This is a genomic window from Prauserella halophila (assembly GCF_024171895.1).
Lineage (GTDB): Bacteria > Actinomycetota > Actinomycetes > Mycobacteriales > Pseudonocardiaceae > Prauserella > Prauserella halophila.
The window spans coordinates 96032-118377 of the sequence record NZ_JAMTCQ010000016.1 but is presented as its reverse complement, the minus strand read 5'-3'; the positions used below and the strand labels follow the sequence as shown (position 1 = coordinate 118377).

The following is a 22346-nucleotide window of genomic DNA, read 5'->3' as shown; positions in this document are numbered from 1 at the left end:
CATTCCGGTGGGCGGCACCCCGCTGCCGGTGGGAGGCGAGCGCCGCGGCTCAGTCCAGCGGCAATGGCTCAGTCGAGCGGCAGTGGCACCTCGCCACCGGTGGCCTCGCGCAACGCGTCGCGCATCGCTTCGCGGGGTGCGCTGCGCCCGGTGAACTGCTCCACCTGCCCGAATGCCTGGTGCAACAGCATGTCCAGACCGGTCGCGATGCGGCCGCCCCGCGCCGTGACGGCCTCGGCCAACGGCGTCGGCCACGGGTCGTAGATCACGTCGAGCACGCACGGCACGCCGGCCAGGGCGTCGAGGTCGGCGGTCAGCGCCTCCGACGGCACGGTGCTGACCAGCAGGTCCGCCCCGGCGGCGAGCGCCACGAGGTCGGCGTCCGACCACCGCAGCACCTCCACGTCGAGCCCCACCCGCCGCGCGGCCTCGGCCGTCTCCGCGGCCCGGGCCGGTTCCCGCACGACCAGCGCGACCGACGCCACGTTCAACTCCGCCGCAGCCACGACAACGGCCGCCGCCGTGCCACCGGCGCCGATCACCACGGCCCGGCCGCCGCCTGCGAACCCACCCGCGCACCGCAGCGCGCCGGCGACGCCGTCGACGTCGGTGCAGTCGGCCCGCCAGCCGTCCTCGCCGGGCACGAGCGTGTTGGCCGCGCCCACGGCACGCGCCCGCGGCGTGACCTCGGTGGCGTGGGTGAGCGCGGCCCGCTTGCCGGGCATCGTCACCGACAGGCCCGCCCACTCCGGGCCGAGACCGTCGACGAACGCAGGCAGCCCCGCTTCGTCCAGGTCGATGCGCTCGTACGTCCACCCGGGCAGATCCAGCGCGCGATAGGCGGCGCCGTGCAGCACGGGCGAGAGTGAATGGTCGACGGGCCTGCCGAGCACGGCCGCCCGGCGTGCGGCCCCGCTCACCACACCCCCTTGTTCTGCGCTTCCTCGACTTCCCGCTGGTGCTGGGCATACGTCTCGCTGAAGCACGAGAGGCCATTCTCCTCGCACAGCACGAAGTACTTCCACGGCCCCTCCTTCGGGGACTCGGCCGCGGTGATCGCTTCCGTGCTGGCCGCTCCGAGCGGCGTGGCGGGCAGACCCTTCCGGGTGTAGGTGTTGTGCGGCCCGTCCTCGTTCCGCGCTTCGCGTTTCGTGCGGATGGTCGGGTTCGCCAGCGCGTAGTTGATCGACGAGTCCATCTCGAGTGCCATGTCCTCGCGCAGCCGGTTCTCGATCACGCGGGCGATCTTGCCGAAGTCGGCCTGCACGCCTTCGACCTGCACGATCGACGCGATGATCAGGACCTCGTACGGCGAGTGGCCCGTGCCCTCCGCGGCGTCCGGCAGACCTGCGGCCTCCAGTTGCGCCGCCGAGGTCGTCAGGACCTCGGTCAGCAGTCTGCGCGGGTCCCAGCCGGGCCGGATGTCGTAGATTCCGGGCGTGACGAGACCTTCGAGCCGGTGTTCGGGAGCCTTCTGCCGGGCCGGGGTTGCCGCCCATTCGGGCACGCCGAACTCGGTCAGGTCCGTCGACCGGAGCTGGCCCCGCAGGTCCTCGACGCTCACACACGTGCTCTCGCCGTTGAGGTCGGCACACGACGCCTCGGACAGCAGGCTCAGCACACCCGGCCGGGGGTTGTCGCCGCCCCTGTCCGCCAATCGGGTTCCGGCGCGGACCTCGGCCTGGCCGACCCGGGCATCCGGGCCGACGAGGGTCTCGACCGCGTTCGCTCCCGAGGCCTTGGTCTTGACCACGTAGTAGCCGGGTTGGACGGCCAGCACCCGCTGATCGTCCTCCGCCGCGTTCAGGAATGCGTCCGAGGACGCCACGGCGTCGAGCTTGTCGAGCTTGGCTGCGATCGCCCTCGTGGAATCGCCCTGTTCGACGTGCAGCAGGACGTCCCTGTCGCCGCGGCCCTCGTAATCGTCGTAGCCGAAGCCGAGCAGTTCCCGCGCACCGAAATACGCACCGCCCGCAAGGAGTGCGAGTACGACGAGCGCCGCGACCCACCGGAACGCCCGACCGCCGCGCCACCGCTCGATCGGAGGCGGCTCGTCGCCGTCGTCGTCACCGAAGATGTGCGCCGGTTCCGCGCGATCATCGTCGTCCCGGTCGTAGTCGAAGCCGTCGTCGCCGAAGCCGTCGCGGTCATAGCCGTCATAGCCGTCGCGGTCGTAGTCGTCATAGCCGTCGCGGTCATAGCCGTCGCGGTCGTAGTCGTCGTAACCGTCGTCGTAACCGTCGGCGTCGTAGCCGTACTCGTCGTAGTACCCGGCGGCGTCGTACCCGGCGGCGTCGTCGTAGTACGCGTCGCGGCCGTCACCGGGGCCGTCGAACCGGCCTCCGCCGCCGTCGCCGTAGCCGCCGTAGCCGCCGTAGGCGTCCTCGTAACCGGCCGCGTCGTATCCGGTGTCATCGGAACCGGTGTCGCCGTAACGGCCGCCGTCGTCACGCTCGCCGATTCCCTCGTCGAGGAGGCCGAACTCGAAGACCTGTGTCGGGCTCTCGTCCGGGTACACGCCGCGATTCGGGCCGGGAGGGGCGCCGCGCCGCGCCGCGCCGGAGTCGTGCTCACGAGCATGCCGGGACCGTGGTGCGCGCGGCGGCTCCCCGCCACCGGGATGCCGAGCATGGCGTGCGGGGGACGGCCCGTCCTCGCCCGCAGCGGCCTCCGGGGGAGCGGGCGGCCTCGACGGCCTCGAACGATCGCCGCGGGCCGGTGACGGGGCCTGCGCACCGTCCCGGGGCCTCCGCGGTGGTTCGGACCGACGAGACGGTGGCGGCGGGGTCGACGGCGGTGAGGTTGGCTGCGGCGGGGGTGAGGGTGGCGGAGCCGGTGCCGAATGGCGGGGTCCGCCCTCGGGCGGTGGCTGCCGTCGCGGCCGTTGCGGCGGCGGACCCGGAGGTGGATCCTGGTCCCGCGCCGGATCTCGGCGCGGCGGCGCACCGGCAGGACGGCGCGCCGCGGGCGGACGCGGCACCTCCTCCTGCCGCGCCGCCTCCCCCTGCTGCGCTGCCGCCGGCTGCGGGACGTCGTCCGGCTGCGGGGTCACCGGGCCGCCGCGCCGGGGCGGACGGGGACCACGCGGGTCCCGCGGCGGGGGTCCGTCGTACGGGCTCGTCATGCCGGTCCGGTCCCCCTCGCGATCGCCGAGCTGCGCGCGTCGAGCCAGGCCTGCAGGATCTCCACGGCCGCGGCCTGGTCCACCACCGCACGCTGCTTCTTGCCCTTGACACCGCGCTGGGACAACATCCGGCTCGCGGTCACGGTCGTCAACCGCTCGTCGGCCAGTCGCACCGGAAGCGCGATCCGTTCGCGGAGCCGCTGCGCGTACTCCCCCGCGATCTCGGCGGCGGAGCCGTGCCGGTCGGCCAACGTCCTGGGGAGTCCCACGATCACCTCGACCACATCGTGTTCGGCGGCGAGCCCGGCGAGCTCACCGATGTCGCTGTTCCCCTCCGAGTCCCGGGCCAGGGTAACGAGCGGAGTCGCCAACACGGGACCGGGATCACTCAGCGCCACGCCGACCCGGACGGAACCGACATCCACGGCGAGCCGCCGACCGGGCCCGGGGTCGTCGACCCCGGGCCGGTCCGGCTGCATCTCGCTCACCCGGTCGCGAGGGCGTTCCGCAACGCGGCGATCGCCTGGTCGATACCGGCCGGGTTGCTGCCGCCGCCCTGGGCCATGTCCGGCTTGCCGCCGCCGCGGCCGCCGACGGCCTCGGCGAACGACGGGACGAGCGTGCCCGCGGCGAAGCCCTTGTCGCGGGCGGCCGCCGTCGTGGCGACGACGAAGCTGACCTTGCCGTCCTCCGACGGGGCGAACAGGGCCACCACACCCGGCCGGGAGCCGAGGCGGTTGCGCACCTCGCCCGCGAGCGCACGCACGCCCGCCGCATCGATGCCGCCGTCGAGCTTCTGCGCGACCAGCGAGACGCCGGCAACGTCCTCCGCGCCGTCGGCCAGCGAGCCCGCCGAACCGAGCACCTGCTGCGTCTTGAGCTGCTCGATCTCCTTCTCCGCACTGCGCAGGCGCGAGAGCACGTCCTCGATCCGCTCCGGGACCTGCTCGGCGGGCACCTTCAGCGTGCCGGCCAGCTGGGACACGAGCAGCTGCTCCTTCCGGACCTGCCGCAGGGCGTCGGTGCCCACGAGCGCCTCGACGCGGTGCACCCCCGAACCGATCGACGCGTCGGAGACGAGCTTGACCAGGCCCAGCTCACCGATGCGGTCGACGTGGGTGCCGCCGCACAGCTCGCGCGAGTAGTCGCCCATGTCGACCACCCGCACGTCGTTGCCGTACTTCTCGCCGAACAGCGCGATCGCGCCGAGTTCGAGCGCCTTGTCCTTCGTCGTCGTGTAGGCCGACACCTCGACGTTCGTCTGCAGGTAGTCGTTGACTTCCTCCTCGACCTCGGTCAGCACGTCCGAGGACACGGCACCCGCCGTGGTGAAGTCGAACCGCATGCGGCCGGGCGAGTTCAGCGAACCGGCCTGCGCGGCGCGCTTGCCGTAGGCACCCCGAACCGCCGAGTGCACGAGGTGGGTCGCCGAGTGCGAACGCGCGATAGACCGGCGCCGCGTCGCGTCGACCGACGCCGTCAGCTCGGTGTCGAGGGCCAGTTCGCCCCCCGTGATCTCCCCGCGATGCACGAACAGGCCGGGCACGAGCTTCTGGACGTCGGTGATCGCGACCTCCACGCCGTGGCCCACCAGCACGCCGGTGTCGGCGATCTGACCACCGCTCTCACCGTAGAACGGGGTGCGGTCGAGGACGATCTCGACCTTGCTCCCCTCGCCGACGACGGACACGGGCTGGCCCTCCGAGAGCAGGCCGAGGACCGTGGCCGTGGCCTGCATGTCCGTGTACCCGAGGAACTGCGTCTCGCCGTGCTGTTCGAGCAGCCGCCGGTAGACCGACAGGTCACCGTGGCCGGTCTTGCGCGAGGCCGCGTCCGCCTTCGCCCGCTGGCGCTGCTCCTCCATGAGCGTGCGGAAGCCGTCCTCGTCGACCGACAGGCCCTGTTCGGCCGCCATCTCGAGGGTCAGGTCGATCGGGAAGCCGTAGGTGTCGTGCAGCTGGAACGCCTTGTCGCCGGCCAGGATCGACCCGCCGGAGCGCTTCGTCTCCTCGGCCGCCACATCGAAGATCCGCGAGCCGCTGGTCAGCGTCGCCAGGAACGTCTCCTCCTCCTGGCGCATGACGTCGCTGATGCGGTCGAAGTCGCGGGCGATCTCCGGGTACGAGGGCGACATCGCGTCCCGCACGACCGCCGCGAACTCCGGCAGCACCGGTTCGTGCACGCCGAGCAGCCGCACGGCACGGATGATGCGGCGCAGCAGCCGGCGCAGCACGTAGCCGCGGGCCTCGTTACCGGGTGTGACGCCGTCGCCGATGAGCATCACGCCGGAACGGGCGTGATCGGCGATGACCCGGAACCGCACGTCGTCGGTGTGGTCGGCACCGTAACGGCGGCCGGAGAACTCCTCGGCCCGCGCGATCACCGGCCGCACCAGGTCGGTCTCGTAGACGTTGTCGACACCCTGCAGCAGGAACGCGACCCGCTCGATGCCCAGGCCGGTGTCGATGTTCTTCTGCGGGAGCTCCCCGACCGGCGCGTGCCCCAGCTTCGGGCTCTGCTCACCGCGGATGTCCTGCATGAACACGAGGTTCCAGATCTCGAGGTACCGGTCCTCGTCGACCACGGGGCCACCGTCACGGCCGTACTCCGGACCGCGGTCGTAGTAGATCTCGGAGCAGGGCCCGCCGGGACCGGGCACGCCCATGTCCCAGTAGTTGTCCTTGCCGTCCCGCACCTGGATCCGCTCGGACGGGATGCCGGTGACCTCCCGCCACAGGCCCGCGGCCTCGGCGTCGTGCTCGTAGACGGTCACCCACAGCCGTTGCGGGTCGAACCCGAGGCCGCCTGCGTCCTGCGACGACGTCAGCAGCTCCCAGGCCCGCGCGATGGCGCCTTCCTTGAAGTAGTCACCGAACGAGAAGTTGCCCGCCATCTGGAAGAACGTGTTGTGGCGGGTGGTCTTGCCGACCTCGTCGATGTCGCCGGTGCGCACGCACTTCTGCACGCTGGTCGCACGGGGGTAGGGCGGAGGGACCTCGCCCAGGAAGTACGGCTTGAACTGGACCATGCCGGCGTTGACGAACAGCAACGTCGGATCGTCCAGGATCAGTGACGCGCTGGGAACGCGCGTGTGGCCGTAGTTCTCGAAGTGGTCGAGGAACCGTTTGCTGATTTCGTGTGTTTCCACTGGAGCTTCCTCGCAGAGTGTGGCGGCGGGTTCCGGGGCGGCGCAGACACCAGGGAGGGCTCGCCGGTTCCGGCTTGTCCAACCGTGGCGTCCGCATCGGGAACTGTCGCCGTCGGGGAACCGCACCGCCGGTGTCGGCGATCCGGTTCGGTGGACCGCCTACGACGTCGGACCGGGGGCGGCGGAAGGCGTGCACATACGGGCGGGATGCCCGACGGCTTCAGCCCTCCGCCCGCGGAGCTCGCGTCCGGCGCTGGGCCGTGGACCCGCCGCCCTGGCCCCGCCTCTGCTGGGCAGGACGGCCTTCGGGCCGCGGCGGCCGTCCGGATGCGCCCGGCTGCGGCTCCGGCTCCGGGTACGGGGCCGGATACGGCACCCGCGCCTGCTGTACCGGCCTACCGGGCTCCGGCGGCCGGACCCGCGTCACCGGACGGTCCACGACCTGATTCAGCTCCTGCTCCCGCTCACTCATGCCGGAGCGGACGTCGGCTCCGAATGCGCCGATGGCGCCGGCGAGTTCCCGCACGGCGTCACCCATATTCGAGGCTACTCCCACCGGAGTGGCTTGACGAGCGGTTTCACTGGCCTTGCGGGACAGCGTGACCCCCGCGGCCACGCCGACTCCGAGCCAGAACAGGCGTTTCATCGCTTGCTCTTCCTCCCACGCCGGAGCGAGTGTTTGCCGTTCTCGGCCTTCGCCGCGCGGCGTGCCTTGATCGCCTTGCTCATGCCGTACGACAACGCCGCGGTCTTCACCAGCGGACCGCCGAGCGTCGCGGTGAACACCGACGACAGCGCGGACGCGTTGCCCGACACGGTCTGCACATTGGATGTGATGCCGTCGACCCGTTCCAGCTGGGTATTGACGTGCGTGATCGTGTCGCTGGCTCCGTGCAACAGCGGGTCGGTGTTCTCGTGCGCCTTGCGGATCGCGACTGTGGCCTCGTCGAGCGTACGGCCGAGTTTGACCAGTGCGATCACCAAGAACAACACCAACAGCACGAAGGCGCCCGCGGCGACCAGTGCGGCGATCTGCCCTGCCGACACGTGCCCTCCCTATTCATGGATCGGTGAGACGGTCCCTTGGGTCGATGGGACTGTGAGGCTACCGTGCGCCCACCCGCCGGGACCGGCAGCCCTGCCTGTCGGTGACCCAGCGTGTCGCACCCGTGCGCCGGGCGGGGTCACGACGGTGCTGTCGTTCGCCGTCACGGCAGTGCTTTCGCCCGCCGTCACGGCAGTGCGCTTGTCCGCCGTCACGGCAGTGCGCTCGTCCGCCGTGACGGTGGGCGGGCCCCGGTCGTCACCGGCCGTCGCCGGGGTTCCCCCGTTCGCCGCGGACGGTACGCCGCAGGCGCGGTACGCGATCGGCCAGCGTGCGCTCGGTACCGTGCTGGGTGGGCGCGTAGTAGTCACGGCCCACGAGCTCGTCCGGTGGGTACTGCTGGGACAGCACGCCCTCGGGCACGTCGTGCGGGTAGCGGTACCCCTGCGCATGCCCGAGCGTCGCCGCACCGGCGTAGTGACCGTCCCGCAGGTGCGGCGGCACCGTGCCCGCGCCACCGGCGCGGACGTCGGCGAGCGCACCGTCGATGGCCGCGATGACGGCGTTGGACTTCGGCGCGGTCGCCAGGTGCACGGTCGCCTGCGCCAGCGCGAGCCTGCCCTCGGGCATCCCGATGAACTGCACCGCGTGGGCGGCCGAGACCGCGGACTGCAGCGCCGTCGGGTCGGCCATCCCGATGTCCTCGCTGGCGTGCACGACGAGGCGGCGGGCGATGAATCGCGGGTCCTCCCCCGCCTCGATCATGCGCGCCAGGTAGTGCACGGCGGCGTCGACGTCCGAACCTCGGATCGATTTGATGAACGCGCTGATGACATCGTAGTGCTGGTCGCCGTCACGGTCGTAGCGCACCGCGGCCTTGTCGACCGTGGCCTCGACCGTCTCGAGCTCGATGACGGCACTCTCGCCGGGGGCCGCCGCGACGCTCACCGCGTCGGCGGCGGCCTCGAGGGCGGTCAGCGCGCGCCGGGCATCACCCGAGGCGAGCCGCACGAGGTGGCCGTGGGCCTCGTCGGTGAGCTCGAACCGACCCGCCAGACCGCGTTCGTCGCTGAGCGCGCGGCCGAGGAGATCGCCGACGTCGTCGTCGGTCAACGGCCGCAACTGCAGGACCAGCGATCGCGACAGCAACGGCGAGACGACCGAGAACGACGGGTTCTCCGTGGTGGCCGCCACGAGCAGCACGGTGCGGTCCTCGACGGCGCCGAGCAGCGCATCCTGCTGGGTCTTGGAGAACCGGTGGACCTCGTCGATGAACAGCACGGTGTCCTCGGCGTTGTACTTGCGACGCCTGCGGGCCTCCTCGATGACCCCGCGGACCTCCTTCACACCCGCCGAGAGCGCCGACAGCGCCACGAACCGCCGCCCCGTCGCCGTGGACACGAGGTTGGCGAGTGTCGTCTTACCCGTCCCCGGCGGCCCGTAGAGCAGCGCCGACGCCGGCGCCGCACCTTCGACGAGCCTGCGCAGCGGAGCGCCTTCGCCGAGCAGGTGCTGTTGGCCGACGACTTCGTCCAGCGAGGCGGGCCGCATCCGGACGGCGAGCGGCGAACCGGGTGGCGGCGGAGCCGCCTGCGATGCGTCGGACACCGGTGGGGGCGCCACGTCCTCGTTCACCGTGAAGAGTTCGTCTTGCTGCACTCCCCGACCGTAATCGGCGGTACCGACAGCCCGGACGGGCAGGCGTCGTCGCCACCGGCCGGGTACGGCCCGATCAGCGGAATGCCGGGTACAGCGGCAGTTCGAGGTCCGGCCCGAAGCGCAGGTCGAGCGCGCGGGCGACGGCGTGCGCGTGCGCGGCGACCTCCGTCCCGTCGGCAGGGTCGCCTGCCCGGTCCGCATGCGCAGCGAGGTCACGCCACCAGGTGACCAGCGCCGCCGCGCGGGCAGCGGCACCGGCACCGAGGTCGCGCCGGTGGATCCGGTCCCGATCGGCGTTGTCGTCGGGGACCTCGCCGTCGCCGGACGCACCGGCGGGCGCGAGCAGCCACCGGCACGTCGCCTGCCACACGAGCAGCTGCGCGGCGTCGATCAGGTACCGATCGAGCGTCTCCTCCTCGGCCAGTGACGGCCACAGGTCGGTCACCTCGGCCCGCCACGACGTGATCATCGCCTCGCTGACGCCTGCCGGCAGGGCCAGCGGCTCCGGGCCCGACACGAACGGCACCAGCATGTGCGCCGCGTCGACCAGCGCGCTGCGCACGCGTCCCCGCTCGAAGTCGAGGAATCGGATCCCGTCGCTGGTCACGAGGTTGTTGTCCGGCCACAGATCCACCGGACTGAACGCGCGGAACGCCGCCGAACGGGCCTGCTCCGCGGCGCGCTCCGCGGCCGCGACGACCGCGGGTGGCGTCTCGATGCCGAGCTCCTCCTTCAGGAGCGCCGGCGCCTCGGCCGCCACCTCGGCCGGGTCGAACGCGGACGGCGCGGACTGCTCGGGCTGCCCCGCACCCGGTCCGGACTGGCCGAGCCTGCGCAGCAGGGCATTGAAGTCGGCCTCGCGATTGGCCGTGTTGAAGTGCATCCGCCCCAGCGACCGTGCCCACGACAGCAGGGCCGTTTCCGCCGCACGGGCGTCGGATCCGCCCAGCTTGTCCTGCAGGGTCGGCGCACGGCCGAGATCGTCGATCACGAGCAGCCGGTGGTCGGCACTGTGCGCGAGGATCTCCGGACACGTGCGGTCGTCGGCCGACAACGCGGTGAACAGCTGATAGCTGGCGGCCTCACGGGCGAACGCGTCGTCCTCGCCGTCGACGGGCTCGTCCGGATAGTGCTTGATGACGAGCGTGCGAGGCAGCGAGAACGGCGACGACGCCACTCTGGCACGCACCACGGTGGCGGGGCCGCTGCCGGCGAGGTCCTCGGCATCGACCAGCGAGATCGTGCTGCCGAAACGCTGCGCGAGAACCGCCTCGGCAGCGTCCACCGCGGCCACGGCGGCATCGCTGGAGGGAGAGTCCGCTCCCGCACCGACGGTCGAGTCGTCGGCAGGAGGGGTATCCACAGTCATTGGCTCCGACCCTACTAGTGCGACGGGAACAGTGACCACAATCCGGGAACCGCAATCCGCACCACACGGCGACATTCGGCCATGCGTGGTACGCGGCGCGGCGTCGCGAACGGCCGCGGAGTTCGCCCGCGTCGCCGCTGCCGGAGCACCCGGCTCCGGCAGCCGCTCGCGGTCCCGGGCTCTGCTACCGGGCGGACCGCTGGTCCCCGCCCTGTGCGGGTGAAGCGGGCTTCGCGTCGACGCCCGCCTCCTTCCGCTGCTGGGCCGTGATCGGCGCGGGCGCGCTGGTCAGCGGGTCGAACCCGCCGCCGGTCTTCGGGAACGCGATGACGTCGCGCAGCGAGTCGGCACCGGCCAGCAACATCACGATGCGGTCCCAGCCGAACGCGATACCGCCGTGCGGCGGCGGTCCGTACTGGAACGCGTCCAGCAGGAAGCCGAACTTCTCCTGCGCATCCTCCGCCGAGATGCCCATGACCTCGAACACGCGCTTCTGCACGTCCCCGCGGTGGATACGGATGGAGCCCCCGCCGATCTCGTTGCCGTTGCAGACGAGGTCGTAGGCGTAGGCCAGCGCATTGCCGGGGTCGCTGTCGAACGTGTCGACCCATTCGGGCTTCGGCGAGGTGAAGGCGTGGTGCAGGGCCGCCCACTGTCCGGTGCCGACCGTGACGTCGTCGGTCTCGTCGGCGGCCTCGAACATCGGGGCGTCGACGATCCACACGAACGACCAGGCGTTCTCGTCGATCAGGCCGAGGCTCTCGGCGACCTCGCCGCGCGCGGCGCCGAGCAGGGCCCGTGCGCTGTTCGGCGGGCCCGCGGCGAAGAAGATGCAGTCGCCGGGGTTCGCCCCGACGGCGTCGGCCAGACCGGCCTTCTCGTCCTCGGAGATGTTCTTCGCGACCGGACCGGACAGCGTTCCGTCGTCGCCGACCAGCACGTACGCGAGGCCCTTGTGCCCGCGCTGCTTGGCCCAGTCCTGCCAGGCGTCGAGCGTGCGCCGCGGCTGGTCGGCCCCACCGGGCATGACGACCGCGCCGACATAGGGCGCCTGGAACACCCGGAACGGGGTGTTCGCGAAGAACTCGGTCAGCTCGGTCAGCTCGAGGCCGAACCGCAGGTCGGGCTTGTCCGAGCCGTACTTGGCCATCGCTTCGGCATAGCTCATCCGGCGGAACGTCGCCGGCAGCTCGACGTCGATCAGCGTCCACAGCTGCCCGATGATCTTCTCGCCGAGCGCGATCACGTCGTCCTGCTCGACGAAGCTCATCTCGATGTCGAGCTGGGTGAACTCGGGCTGCCGGTCGGCGCGGAAGTCCTCGTCGCGGTAGCACCGTGCGATCTGGTAGTAGCGCTCGAGCCCGCCGACCATCAGGAGCTGCTTGAACAGCTGGGGCGACTGCGGCAGCGCGTACCAGGATCCCGGCCGCAACCGTGCGGGCACGAGGAAGTCGCGGGCGCCCTCGGGCGTGGACCGCGTCATCGTGGGCGTCTCGACCTCGACGAAGTCCTCGTCGTGCAGCACGTTCCGCGCGACGCGGTTGACGTCGCTGCGCAGGCGCATGTTGCGGGCCTGACCGTCACGGCGCAGGTCGAGGTACCGGTGCTTGAGCCGCACCTCCTCGCCGACCTCGAGCCGCTCGTCCACCGGGAACGGCAGCGGCGCGGCCTCCGACAGCACCTCGAGGTCGTTGACATAGACCTCGATGCCGCCCGTGGCGATCTCCGGGTTCTCGTTGCCCTCGGGGCGCGTCGACACCTCGCCGGTGACCTCGACGCAGTACTCGGACCGCAGGTTGTGCGCGCGGTCGGCCATCTCGCCCTCACGGAACACGACCTGGGCGACGCCGCTCGCGTCCCGCAGATCGACGAAGATCACCCCACCGTGATCGCGCCGCCTGGCCACCCAGCCGGTCAGGGTGACGGTCTGGCCAACGTGCTCGGCACGCAGGGTGCCGGCGTCGTGAGTGCGAAGCACTGCGCAGGGTCCTCTCGGAAGCGAAAACGCGGGTCGGGTCGATCGGCGGTACCGCCGACGGCCCAGGTTAACGAACCGCCCGCACCGGATCGGCACCAGGTTTCCGCCCGCACCCGGTTTTCCGCCCGCGTCCGGCCGGCCCCGCGCACCTCATCGACATCCGGGGCCGGACCGACCCGTACACCCGATCGGCATCGGCGCCCGATCGACACCGGCACCCGATCGGCACCGCGCCTTCCGGTGCGGACGTCGGCACTCACCGCGCGGCCGTCGACTGCCGCCGCACCACGCTTCCCGTCCGGTACACCGGGACATTCGTACGGAATTTCGGCACGGAGCCCTGGCGTCCGCCCGGCCACGCCCGCCCGCCAGGATGTCCCCGTGCCCCGCGACTTCTCGGACGACGACACCGGGCCGGTCCTGCCCGAACCGGTCCCGCCCCACGAAGAACCCGCGACCGGCCACCGTGCCCGGAGACCGCACCCCCGGGACGTGACCGCGGGTCCCGGCGAGCCACCACCGCAGCGGCATCGTCGCCGCGGGCAGACACCCGCACCCGCACCGGCGCACGGACACGGACACGGACACGGACACGGACACGGACACGGACACGAGCCTGCGGCACCGGCGTCGCGCCGGGTGCGGCTCCTGCTGGCGTCGCTGCTCGCCCCGTTCGCACTCGCCGCACTGGCCGCCGTCGTACTGCTGTATCCGTGGGGACAGCCGGAGGTCACCGGGCACTCGGTGGGCGATCCCGTCCGCGGCGACGTGGCCTCCTCGGAGCTCGGGCCGTGCCTGTCGGCGGGCCAGGTGCAGGTCGGTGACCCCGGTGACCCCGGTGACCCCGGCGACGGCGCGCGGTGCCAGACGGTCGAGATCGTGCTCACCGACGGGCCCGCCGAGGGCCGCACGATCACGCAGAACCTGCCCGCGGGCGAGGGCAACCCGCGGTTCGCCGCGGGCGATGCCGTCGTGCTGTCCTACACCGGCGCCGACCCGCAGGCCGGGTCCTCCTACCAGGTGCGGGACTTCCAACGTGGTCTGCCGCTCGTGCTGCTGGCAGGCCTGTTCGCACTCGCCGTCGTGGTGCTGGGCCGGTGGCGCGGCGCTGCGGCGCTCGGCGCGCTGGCCGCCACCGCCGCGATCATCGGGCTGTTCGTGCTGCCGTCGATCCTGCACGGGGCCGACCCACTGCTCGTCGCGATCGCCGGTGCCGGACTGATCATGTTCGTCGCGCTGTACACGACGCACGGCTTCTCGGCGCGCACGTCGGCGGCGGTGCTCGGGACGATGGTGAGCCTGGCGCTCATCGGCCTGCTCGCCACGGTGTTCGCGGGCGCGGCGCGCCTGACCGGCCTGGACGAGGGCACCTCGACGCTGATCGGGTCACTCGGGCACGGCATCGACGCACGGGGGCTGTTGCTGGCGGGGATCGTCATCGGTGCACTCGGCGTGCTCGACGACGTCACGGTCACGCAGGCGAGCGCCGTGTGGGAGTTGCACCGGGCGAACCCGCGCCAGTCGTGGCGGCAACTGTACGGCGCGGCGCTGCGGATCGGACGTGCCCACGTCGGCTCGGCCGTCAACACGCTGGTGATGGCCTACGCCGGCGCCGCGCTGCCTGCCCTGCTGCTGGCGTCGCTGTCCGACGTCGGGCTGGGCCCGGTCCTGACCTCACAGGAACTGGCCGCCGAGATCGTGCGCACCCTCGCCGGCAGTATCGGGATCATCGCGGCCGTGCCCGTGACGACGCTCCTCGCAGCACTCATCGTAGTCCGGGAGCACAACGCCACCGGGGGCGAGAACACCGTCCGGGAGCAGAACGCCGCCGGGAAGGAGAACACCGCACGGGAGGGGAACCGTGCCGCCCCTGCGGGACGTCCGGCCGCCGCAGGCGACGAGTCCGCGGCGGCGGAGCGGGTCAATCCAGCGACGCCACGAACCGGCTCACGGCCTCCATCGTGAACCGCTGGGCGAGTTTGCCCTGCGGTGCGAGCGAGCCGATGCGATACAGCGGCCGTTCCGCCGCCGCGTCACCGCGCGCCTCGGCCCGCAGCTGCGCGACGAGCAGCTCGGAGAAGACGAGGCCGTTGGCTTCGATGTTGTCGGCGAGTGCGTCGGCGAGCCTGCGCAACGCCAGGATGCCGAGCTCACGGCCACCGGTTCCGGCATAGATCGCGAGATCGATCTTCACGGCCTTGTTCGACTCGGACGTCACGAGCAGGCTGACGGTGCGCGAGCCGCGTACGTCGCTGAGCAGGAGCTCGATCCGCGGAGCGGTGACCAGGTCGACGCGGCGGCTGCCCCAGCTGCGCATGATCACGGTCCGGCCCTCGAGCCAGACCTGCCGCCGCGCGTTGGAGACCACGACGAATCCCAGTGCCGCGGCGACGATCCCGGCGACGACCAGGCCGGGGCCGGGTCCGCCGATCAGGCCCGCCACGCCGCCGAACGCCGCGGCGAACAGCACCACGCCCGCGAGACCGGCGGCGGCTCGCTTACGCCGGAGCTTCGCGTCCTGGCCGTAGAGGACGATCCGCTCCGGTTCCGGCGCGCGCCCGGCCGTACCGCCCTCGGCGGACTGCCCGGGGCCCGGTGCTGCGCCGTCGTCGCCGGTTCCCGCGTCACGCCGGCCGTCCGCCGCGCCCGGCGGTTCCGGGTCCGGAAGTTCCGGGTCCGTCGGCTCCGGTTCACTCATGATCGCCTCTCTCCGGCCTCTGCTGGTCCGCGTCCCGCTCCGGGCGTCACGCCGGCCCGGTCGTCGGCACCGCCGGCCTCGGCGGTGCCACCGTCGCCCGGCGCCGTCAGCCACGGGTTCCCCGACTTCTCCTGTCCCATGGTCGTACTCGGGCCGTGCCCCGGCAGCAGAACCGTGTCGTCGTCGAGGACCGCCGACAGCATCGCCAGCGACCGCCGCAACGCCACGGGATCTCCACCGGGCAGATCGCTGCGGCCCGCCGACCCCGCCATCACCGTGTCCCCGGTGAGTGCGATCTGCCCGCCTTCGCCGGTCGCGAGCCGGAACACGACCGAACCCGCGGTGTGGCCGGGCGTGTGCAGGACCTCGATCCGCAACCCGGCCAGCTCCAGCACCGGGTGCGAGTCACCGGTGCGGTCCGGCAGTTCCCGCACCGTGTGGGGTTCGGGCCACGGCCGGGCACCGAGTCCGGCCGCGAGGTCGTGGTTCAGACCGCGCCACGGCCTCCGCAGCAGCGGATGATCCTCCGGCCGGATCCACACGGGAATGTCATAGGTGCGAGCGGCCTCGGCGGCCGCGTGGACATGATCCGGATGGCCGTGCGTGGCCAGGATCGCCACGGGCGTCAGTCCGTGCTCGGCGACCGTCCCGTCGAGTGATGCGATCGCGTCCTCGCCGGGGTCGACGATCACCCCCGGGCCGCCCGGGGCGGGCGCGAGCAGATAGCAGTTCGCCTGGAACGTCCCGGCCGGGAAACCTGCGACCAGCACGTTCTCACCTCCACAGCCGCGACTCCTCCAGCCTAGCGGCCCCTGTACTGGGGTCTTACAGACCGTGCCCATAGACTGCCGCCAGCCAACACGTGGGTGAACGAGGAGGCCAGGTGGGGACCAACCAGCAGCGCCGGGAGGCAGCGAAGCGCAAGCTGGAACGGCAGCTCGCTCGCAGGGCCGAACGCGCGAAGCGACGCAAGATCATCGGCATCGGGGCGGCCGTCGGCGTCGTCGTCCTGGCCGCCGGCCTCATCGTGGTTCTGACCGGTCAGGACGACGAGGGCGCCGCGAACGCTCAGGGCGAACCGAGTTCGAGCGCGGCACCATCGGAAGAGGGGCCGTCGGAGGAGATCTCCATTCCCGACCAGCGTGTCGAGCCTGCCGAACGCAGCGAACCACTGCCGAACCCGACGGACTGCGAGTACCCCGAGGGCGGCGAGGCCGCCAAGCAGGTGGACCCGCCGAACGGGCAGGGCATCTCGTCCCAGGGCACGGTCGAGATGACGCTGTCCTCCACCGCGGGCGACATCCCGGTCACGCTCGACCGGTCCCTCGCCCCGTGTGCGGTCAACAGTTTCGAACACCTCGCCGAGCAGGACTACTTCACCGACACCACGTGCCACCGCCTCGGCACGCAGGGCCTGCAGATGCTGCAGTGCGGCGACCCGACCGGGCAGGGCGCGGGCGGTCCGGGCTACACGTTCGCCGACGAGACGTTCGACGAGCTGACCTACGGCCGCGGCATCCTCGCCATGGCCAACGCCGGTCCCGACACCAACGGCAGCCAGTTCTTCATGGTCTACGGCGAGGCATCGGCGCTGCCGCCGGATTACACCGTGTTCGGCACCATCTCCGACGAGGGCCTGAAGGTCCTGGACGAGGTCGCGAAGGCCGGTCACGACGGATCGCTGGACCCCTCCCCCGGTGGTGGCAAGCCGAACACCGAGGTCCGCTTCACCGACGTGACCGTCTCGCAGTGACGGTGCCGACCGCGTCGCAGTGTCACCGCGTCGCAGTGTCGTCGCAGTGTCACCGCGTCGCAGTGGCCGTCTCCCCGGGGACACATCGTTCCCGGGGAGACACGTCGCCTCCTGACACCGGCTCCGGGTCCACACGCGCAGGATCCACAGGGCACCGGGTTACGGGGAACCGGGTTACAGAGCGCCGGGAGCGCGATCGCGGCCGGCTCTCACCGGTACGTGAACCGGGGCCTGCGGCGTTCGAGGAAGGCGGCCACGCCCTCGGCGTAGTCCTCACCGCGGGCTGCCTCGTCCCGTAGCGCATCGATCTCGGCATCCGGCTCGGTCGTGCCCGCGGCGATCTTGCCGATGATGCGGTTCATGCCGCGCACGGACGTCTGCGACCGCGAGCACAGCGTCGCCGCGAACTCCCCGGTCTGCGCCTCCAGGTCGTCGAACACGTCGGTGACGAGGCCGATCTCGCGGGCGCGCGACGCGCCGACGAGGTTGCCCGACAACAACAGATAGCGCGCCTGCGCAGGTCCCACGAGCTCGGTCAGCAGCCGGGTGGATTCGAAGTGGTAGACGATGCCGAGCTTGGCGGGGGTGATGCCGAATCGGGCCTCCGGCTCCGCGAACCGCATATCGCAGGCCACCGACAGCTGACAGCCGCCACCGATGCAGTTGCCCCGGATCATCGCGATGCTCGGCTTGGACATCCCCGCCAGTGCGTCGACGGCCGCGTCCACGGCCTTGTCGTACGTCGCGACCCCCTCCGGGGTCGACCGCAGGTCCCGGAACTCCCCGATGTCGGCACCCGCCGAGAAGTGCTCGCCCTCCCCCGCCAGCACCAGCACCTTCACCGCCGCGTCGGCCTCGACGTCGGCGACGAGGCCGGGAATCGCCGACCACATCTCGTAGCTGATCGCGTTCATCTTGGCCGGCCTGGCCAGCGTCAGGCGAGCGACGTCCCCGTCGCGGGTGAGCTCGATTCCGTCGGTCATGGACGGTAAGGCTAGAAGCCGGGGCCCGGTTCAGGCGGCCGACGTGACCCGGTACACGTCGTAGACGCCCTCGACGTTGCGCACGACCTTGAGCACGTGCCCGAGGTGCTTCGGGTCGCCCATCTCGAACGTGAACTTGCTGACGGCCACCCGGTCGTTCGACGTGGTGACCGACGCGGACAGGATGTTCACCTTCTCGTCGGCGAGCACCTTCGTCACGTCCGACAGCAGGCGGTGCCGGTCGAGTGCCTCGACCTGGATCGCCACGAGGAACACCGACGACTCCGACGGAGCCCAGTCGACGTCGACCAGCCGCTCGGGCTGGCTGCGCAGATCGTCGGCGTTGGTGCAGTCGGTGCGGTGCACGCTCACCCCACCGCCGCGGGTGACGAAGCCGAGGATCTCGTCGCCCGGCACCGGGGTGCAGCAGCGGGCGAGTTTGGTCCACACGTCGCTCGCGCCCGGCACGACCACGCCGACGTCGCCGGAACCACGGCGCCGCGTGACCGTGGACGGTGTCGCCCGTTCGGCGAGTTCCTCCTCCGCCTCCTCGACGCCGCCGATGAGGGCCGTGAGCCGCTGCACCACGTGCTGGGCACTGGTGTGCCTCTCCCCCACCGCGGCGTACAGCGCGCTGATGTCGTTGTAGCGCAGTTCCTTCGCAACCGCACTCATCGAATCGGCCGACACCAGGCGCTGGATCGGAAGCCCGACCTTGCGGACCTCCTTGGTGATCGCCTCCTTGCCCGTTTCGACGGCCTCGTCGCGGCGCTCCTTGGCGAACCACTGGCGGATCTTCGCGCGCGCCTTCGGCGCCCCGGCGAACTGCAGCCAGTCCCGGCTCGGCCCGGCACCTTCCGCCTTCGACGTGAAGATTTCGACGACCTCACCGTTCTCGAGCTTGCGCTCCAGTGCGACGAGCCGGCCGTTGACCCGCGCGCCGATACAGCGGTGGCCGACCTCGGTGTGGACGGCGTAGGCGAAGTCGACGGGCGTCGAGCCGACGGGCAGCGTGATCACGTCGCCCTTCGGCGTGAACACGAAGATCTCCCGGGTGGCGAGGTCGTACCGCAGCGATTCGAGGAACTCGCCCGGATCGGCGGCCTCGCGCTGCCAGTCGAGCAGCTGGCGCATCCACGCCATCTCGTCGACGTCGACGGTGTTGCCCGAACCGCCGCCGTGCGTGCCCTTGGTCTCCTTGTACCGCCAGTGCGCCGCGATGCCGTATTCGGCGGTGCGGTGCATCTCGTGGGTGCGGATCTGCACCTCGAGGGGCTTGCCGTCCGGGCCGATCACCGTGGTGTGCAGCGACTGGTACACGCCGAAGCGCGGCTGGGCGATGTAGTCCTTGAACCGGCCCGGCATGGGCTGCCACAGCGCGTGCACCACACCCATGGCCGCGTAGCAGTCCCGGACGTCGTCGACCATGATCCGCACGCCCACCAGGTCGTGGATGTCGTCGAGCTCGCGGCCGCGGACGATCATCTTCTGGTGGATCGAGTAGTAGTGCTTCGGCCTGCCCTCGACCTTCGCCGCCACTCGGGAGGCGTCGAGGTGTGAGTTCAGCTCGCCGATGACCCCCCGCAGGTACGTGTCGCGGGACGGGGCCCGGTCGGCGACCAGTCGCACGATCTCGTCGTACTTCTTCGGCTGCAGGATCGCGAACGCCAGGTCCTCGAGTTCCCACTTCACCGTCGACATGCCCAGCCGGTGGGCCAGCGGGGCGAGGACCTCGAGCGTCTCCTTCGCCTTGCGGGACTGCTTCTCCGGCGGCAGGAACCGCATCGTGCGCATGTTGTGCAGCCGGTCGGCCAGCTTGACCACCAGCACCCGCGGATCGCGAGCCATCGCGATGACCATCTTGCGGATCGTCTCGGCCTCTGCTGCCGTGCCGAGTTTGACCTTGTCGAGCTTGGTGACGCCGTCGACGAGCTGGGCGACCTTGTCGCCGAAGTCGGTGCCGAGCTGCTCGAGGGAATACCCGGTGTCCTCGACGGTGTCGTGCAGCAGCGCCGCGACGAGCGTCGTGGTGTCCATGCCGAGCTCGGCCAGGATCGTGGCCACGGCCAGCGGATGCGTGATGTACGGGTCGCCGGATTTGCGGCGCTGGTCGCGGTGCAGGTGCTCGGCGACGTCGTAGGCACGCTGCAGCAGCCCCAGGTCGGCGCTCGGGTGCAGTTCCCGGTGGATCGCGGCCAGCGGCTCGAGTACCTGTTTGACCGGCGCGGCCCGCTGCGCGGTGATCCGCCGCGCGAGCCGCGCACGGACCCGCCGCGTCGGTGAGGGAGCTCGCGTGGCGGCAGGGTGCGCGGACGTACGGGAGGCGGCGCCGGACTCGGACTGCTCACCGCCGGTCTCCGACGGCGTGTGCCCGGCGTTCGGCTGCGGTGTGTCCCGTTCGGCCTGCGTACTCTGCTGCGCGTCCGCACCGGACGTGCCCTCGCCTGTGGACGTTGCGGATGCGCCCTGCGTACGCGCGGGGTCGTCGCCGTCGTCCGACCGGGCTGCCACGGAATCGAGCTCTTGGCTCACCCGTACCTCCAGCTCATCGCGCGTCGGGTGCCTGTCCCCTCAGGGTAGACCCCCGGGCGACACCCTCCACGCGGCGCCGTTCACAGCCGCTTCACCGGCAGGCTGCGTGCCGGATCCCACCCCGCCACCACCGGAGGGCCGGGTGGGATCCGGCGCGCCTCATACGGACTTCAGTACGTGCAACGGCACATCACCGAGCAGGTCGCGACCGCCGAGGGAGGCGAGTTCGAGCACCACCGCCACCGAACGCACCTCCGCGCCGGCTTCGGCGAGCAGCGAGCAGGTGGCGGCGACCGTGCCGCCGGTGGCGAGGATGTCGTCGACGATCGCGACCCGCTCGCCCGGCCGGATCGCGTCGGCGGGCAGTTCGAGCGTCGCGGTGCCGTATTCGAGCTCGTAGTCGACGCTGCCTCCGACGGACGGCAACTTGCCCGCCTTGCGCACGAGCGTCACGCCGACGCCCTTGGCGTAGGCGACCGCCGCGGCGAGCACGAATCCGCGAGCCTCCACCGCCGCCAGCTGGTCCACATCGCCGACCGCCTCGGCCAGCGCGTCGATCACGGTGGCGAACGCCTTCGGATCGCCGAACACCGGTGTCAGATCGCGGAACACCACGCCCGGTTCCGGAAAGTCCGGCAGCTCGGAGATCAGGCCGAGCGCTTCGTCGAGGTTCATGACCGTTTCCTCTTTCCGGTAGGAGTCCCCTTGCCCGACGGCGTGCTCTTTCCTGATGGGGTCCCCTTACCGGTCGGGGTGCTCTTGCCGGTCGGCGTGCCCGACCGGCGCGGCCGCTGGTCCCCGCCACGGCTCCGATCACGGGCCTTCGGGGTGCGAGCGGGCACGGACGCCGCAGCGGCGACCGCCTTCTCCTTACGCAGCTCGGTCTCGAGCTGCGTGTCGTCGCCCGGGTCGAAGTCGTCGTCCGGATTCACGCCCTCGCCCGCGCCCTCGGCCCGGGCGGCACGTGTCCGTTCGGCACGGCGCTCGGCCACCCGCTCGGCCTGTTCGCGGTACTTCGGCTCACGCATCTTGAACGTCACGAGCAGCGGCGTGGCCAGCAGCACCGACGAGACGACGCCGGCGAGCATGCCGGTCAGCTGTACCAGCGCCAAGTCCTGCAGCGTGCCGGTGCCCAGCAGGAGGTAGCCGATCACCATCAGGCCGAGCACGGGCAGCAGCGCGATGACCGACGTGTTGATCGACCGCATCAGGGTCTGGTTCAGCGCCAGGTTCGCGGCCTCGGCATAGGTGCGCCTGGTCAGGTTGAGCAGCCCGCGGGTGTTCTCCTTGACCTTGTCGAACACCACGACCGTGTCGTACAGCGAGAATCCGAGGATCGTCAGCAGACCGATCACGGTCGCCGGCGTCACCTCGAAGCCGACCACCGAATACACGCCCGCCGTCACGACGATGTCGTGCGCCAACGTGATGATCGCCGCGACGGCCATCCACTTCTCGAAGTAGATGATCAAAAAGACCGTCACCAGCACCAGGAACACGGCCAGGGCGATGAGGGCCTGCTTGGAGATCTCCCCGCCCCACGACGCGCTCACCGCACTGTCGCTGATCACCGACCCGCTGGGCTGGCCGTTCGCCGCCAGCGGCCGGAACTCGTCGAACAGCGCCCGCTTGGCGTCGACGACCTGACCCGAGTCCAGCGAGCTCAGCCGCACCTGGATGGCGGCCGCGTCTCCGACACCGACGACCTGCGCCTCCGAGGCCGAGACACCGGTCGCGTCGCTGACCACGTCCTTGGCCGCGTCCTCGTCGATCGGCCCGGCCTCGCCCTGGGCGGGCATCTGGATCTGCGTGCCGCCCTCGAACTCGATCCCCAGGTTGAAGCCCTTGATCCCGAGCGAGCCCACGCACACCAGGATCAGCAGCGCGAAGGCCACGAACCAGCGGCGGCGGTGGCCGACGATGTCGAACGCACCGGTGCCGGTGTAGAGACGCTGGAACACCGACGACTTCGCGCTCGGCGAGCCCTCCGTCTCGGCGGCCGTGGTGCCGACGGCGTCGGCGGTGTTGCCGGTGTTGGCACTGTCGTTGCCGGACAC

At 71.5% G+C, this 22346-nt stretch carries 16 protein-coding genes and 1 pseudogene; 2 read left to right on the top strand and 15 right to left on the bottom strand.

Translation table 11 applies throughout. From position 1 onward, the window contains the following. Positions 1–68: 68 nt before the first annotated feature. The 9 genes and pseudogenes from LY41_RS23315 to aspS all read right to left on the bottom strand — a co-directional run bounded on the left by LY41_RS23315 (position 69) and on the right by aspS (position 12323). Positions 69–920 carry a shikimate dehydrogenase gene (locus tag LY41_RS23315; RefSeq protein ID WP_253866648.1) on the bottom strand — a complete coding sequence of 284 codons (852 nt, stop codon included), beginning with the start codon at positions 918–920 and terminating at the stop codon, positions 69–71. Beyond that, entirely contained in the window at positions 917–2518 is a 1602-nt protein-coding gene (locus LY41_RS23310) for an endolytic transglycosylase MltG (protein ID WP_253866646.1), read from the bottom strand. The genes LY41_RS23315 and LY41_RS23310 overlap by 4 nt, the downstream gene beginning before the upstream one ends. Positions 2519–3120: 602 nt before the next feature. Then, positions 3121–3612, bottom strand: coding sequence for a Holliday junction resolvase RuvX (ruvX, locus tag LY41_RS23305; protein ID WP_253866645.1), 492 nt, complete (start codon positions 3610–3612; stop codon positions 3121–3123). After that, positions 3609–6272 carry an alanine--tRNA ligase gene (gene alaS, locus LY41_RS23300; RefSeq protein ID WP_253866643.1) on the bottom strand — a complete coding sequence of 888 codons (2664 nt, stop codon included), beginning with the start codon at positions 6270–6272 and terminating at the stop codon, positions 3609–3611. Before alaS ends, ruvX begins: the two co-directional genes overlap by 4 nt. A 376-nt stretch (positions 6273–6648) precedes the next feature. Next, positions 6649–6918 (bottom strand): annotated as a pseudogene (locus LY41_RS23295) (hypothetical protein); the annotation flags it as partial. After that, positions 6915–7319 carry a DUF948 domain-containing protein gene (locus LY41_RS23290; RefSeq protein ID WP_253866642.1) on the bottom strand — a complete coding sequence of 135 codons (405 nt, stop codon included), beginning with the start codon at positions 7317–7319 and terminating at the stop codon, positions 6915–6917. The gene LY41_RS23290 and the pseudogene LY41_RS23295, both read right to left, overlap by 4 nt. Before the next feature lie 256 nt (positions 7320–7575). Further along, positions 7576–8976, bottom strand: coding sequence for a replication-associated recombination protein A (locus LY41_RS23285; RefSeq protein WP_253866640.1), 1401 nt, complete (start codon positions 8974–8976; stop codon positions 7576–7578). A gap of 73 nt (positions 8977–9049) precedes the next feature. Then, positions 9050–10345, bottom strand: coding sequence for a phosphotransferase (locus tag LY41_RS23280; protein ID WP_253866638.1), 1296 nt, complete (start codon positions 10343–10345; stop codon positions 9050–9052). Between the two features lie 184 nt (positions 10346–10529). Beyond that, positions 10530–12323: an aspartate--tRNA ligase gene (gene aspS, locus LY41_RS23275; RefSeq protein WP_253866636.1), complete on the bottom strand. Its 1794-nt coding sequence runs from the start codon at positions 12321–12323 to the stop codon at positions 10530–10532. 639 nt (positions 12324–12962) lie between these two features. On the opposite strand from aspS, the gene LY41_RS23270 reads away from it, so the two are divergent. Continuing rightward, positions 12963–14288, top strand: coding sequence for a YibE/F family protein (locus LY41_RS23270; RefSeq protein WP_253866634.1), 1326 nt, complete (start codon positions 12963–12965; stop codon positions 14286–14288). Here LY41_RS23270 and LY41_RS23265 read toward each other — a convergent pair. Together LY41_RS23265 and LY41_RS23260 are read right to left on the bottom strand one after the other, a co-directional pair. Then, a complete protein-coding gene (locus tag LY41_RS23265) occupies positions 14245–15021 on the bottom strand; it encodes a hypothetical protein (RefSeq protein WP_253866633.1) in 777 nt (258 codons plus the stop codon). The genes LY41_RS23270 and LY41_RS23265 overlap by 44 nt on opposite strands. Continuing rightward, positions 15018–15791 carry an MBL fold metallo-hydrolase gene (locus LY41_RS23260; protein ID WP_253866631.1) on the bottom strand — a complete coding sequence of 258 codons (774 nt, stop codon included), beginning with the start codon at positions 15789–15791 and terminating at the stop codon, positions 15018–15020. Before LY41_RS23260 ends, LY41_RS23265 begins: the two co-directional genes overlap by 4 nt. A gap of 113 nt (positions 15792–15904) precedes the next feature. On the opposite strand from LY41_RS23260, the gene LY41_RS23255 reads away from it, so the two are divergent. After that, positions 15905–16774, top strand: a complete 870-nt coding sequence (locus LY41_RS23255; protein ID WP_253866629.1) for a peptidylprolyl isomerase — start codon at positions 15905–15907, stop codon at positions 16772–16774. Between the two features lie 209 nt (positions 16775–16983). On the opposite strand, the gene LY41_RS23250 is transcribed toward LY41_RS23255, so the two are convergent. From LY41_RS23250 to secF, 4 genes are all read right to left on the bottom strand, one after another. Further along, the gene (locus LY41_RS23250; RefSeq protein ID WP_253866627.1) at positions 16984–17757 is read right to left on the bottom strand and encodes an enoyl-CoA hydratase-related protein; all 774 of its coding nucleotides are present in this window, start codon (positions 17755–17757) and stop codon (positions 16984–16986) included. A 30-nt stretch (positions 17758–17787) separates the two neighbouring features. Then, the gene (locus LY41_RS23245; protein ID WP_253866626.1) at positions 17788–20289 is read right to left on the bottom strand and encodes a RelA/SpoT family protein; all 2502 of its coding nucleotides are present in this window, start codon (positions 20287–20289) and stop codon (positions 17788–17790) included. Between the two features lie 159 nt (positions 20290–20448). Then, entirely contained in the window at positions 20449–20964 is a 516-nt protein-coding gene (locus tag LY41_RS23240; RefSeq protein WP_253866624.1) for an adenine phosphoribosyltransferase, read from the bottom strand. After that, entirely contained in the window at positions 20961–22346 is a 1386-nt protein-coding gene (gene secF, locus LY41_RS23235) for a protein translocase subunit SecF (RefSeq protein ID WP_372493350.1), read from the bottom strand. Before secF ends, LY41_RS23240 begins: the two co-directional genes overlap by 4 nt.

Excerpts from the sequence above, each read along its gene's own strand:
- LY41_RS23280 (WP_253866638.1), bottom strand. The coding sequence starts at position 10,345 with ATGACTGTGGATACCCCTCCTGCCGACGACTCGACCGTCGGTGCGGGA.
- LY41_RS23265 (WP_253866633.1), bottom strand. The coding sequence starts at position 15,021 with ATGAGTGAACCGGAGCCGACGGACCCGGAACTTCCGGACCCGGAACCG.
- LY41_RS23250 (WP_253866627.1), bottom strand. The coding sequence starts at position 17,757 with ATGACCGACGGAATCGAGCTCACCCGCGACGGGGACGTCGCTCGCCTG.
- LY41_RS23240 (WP_253866624.1), bottom strand. The coding sequence starts at position 20,964 with ATGAACCTCGACGAAGCGCTCGGCCTGATCTCCGAGCTGCCGGACTTT.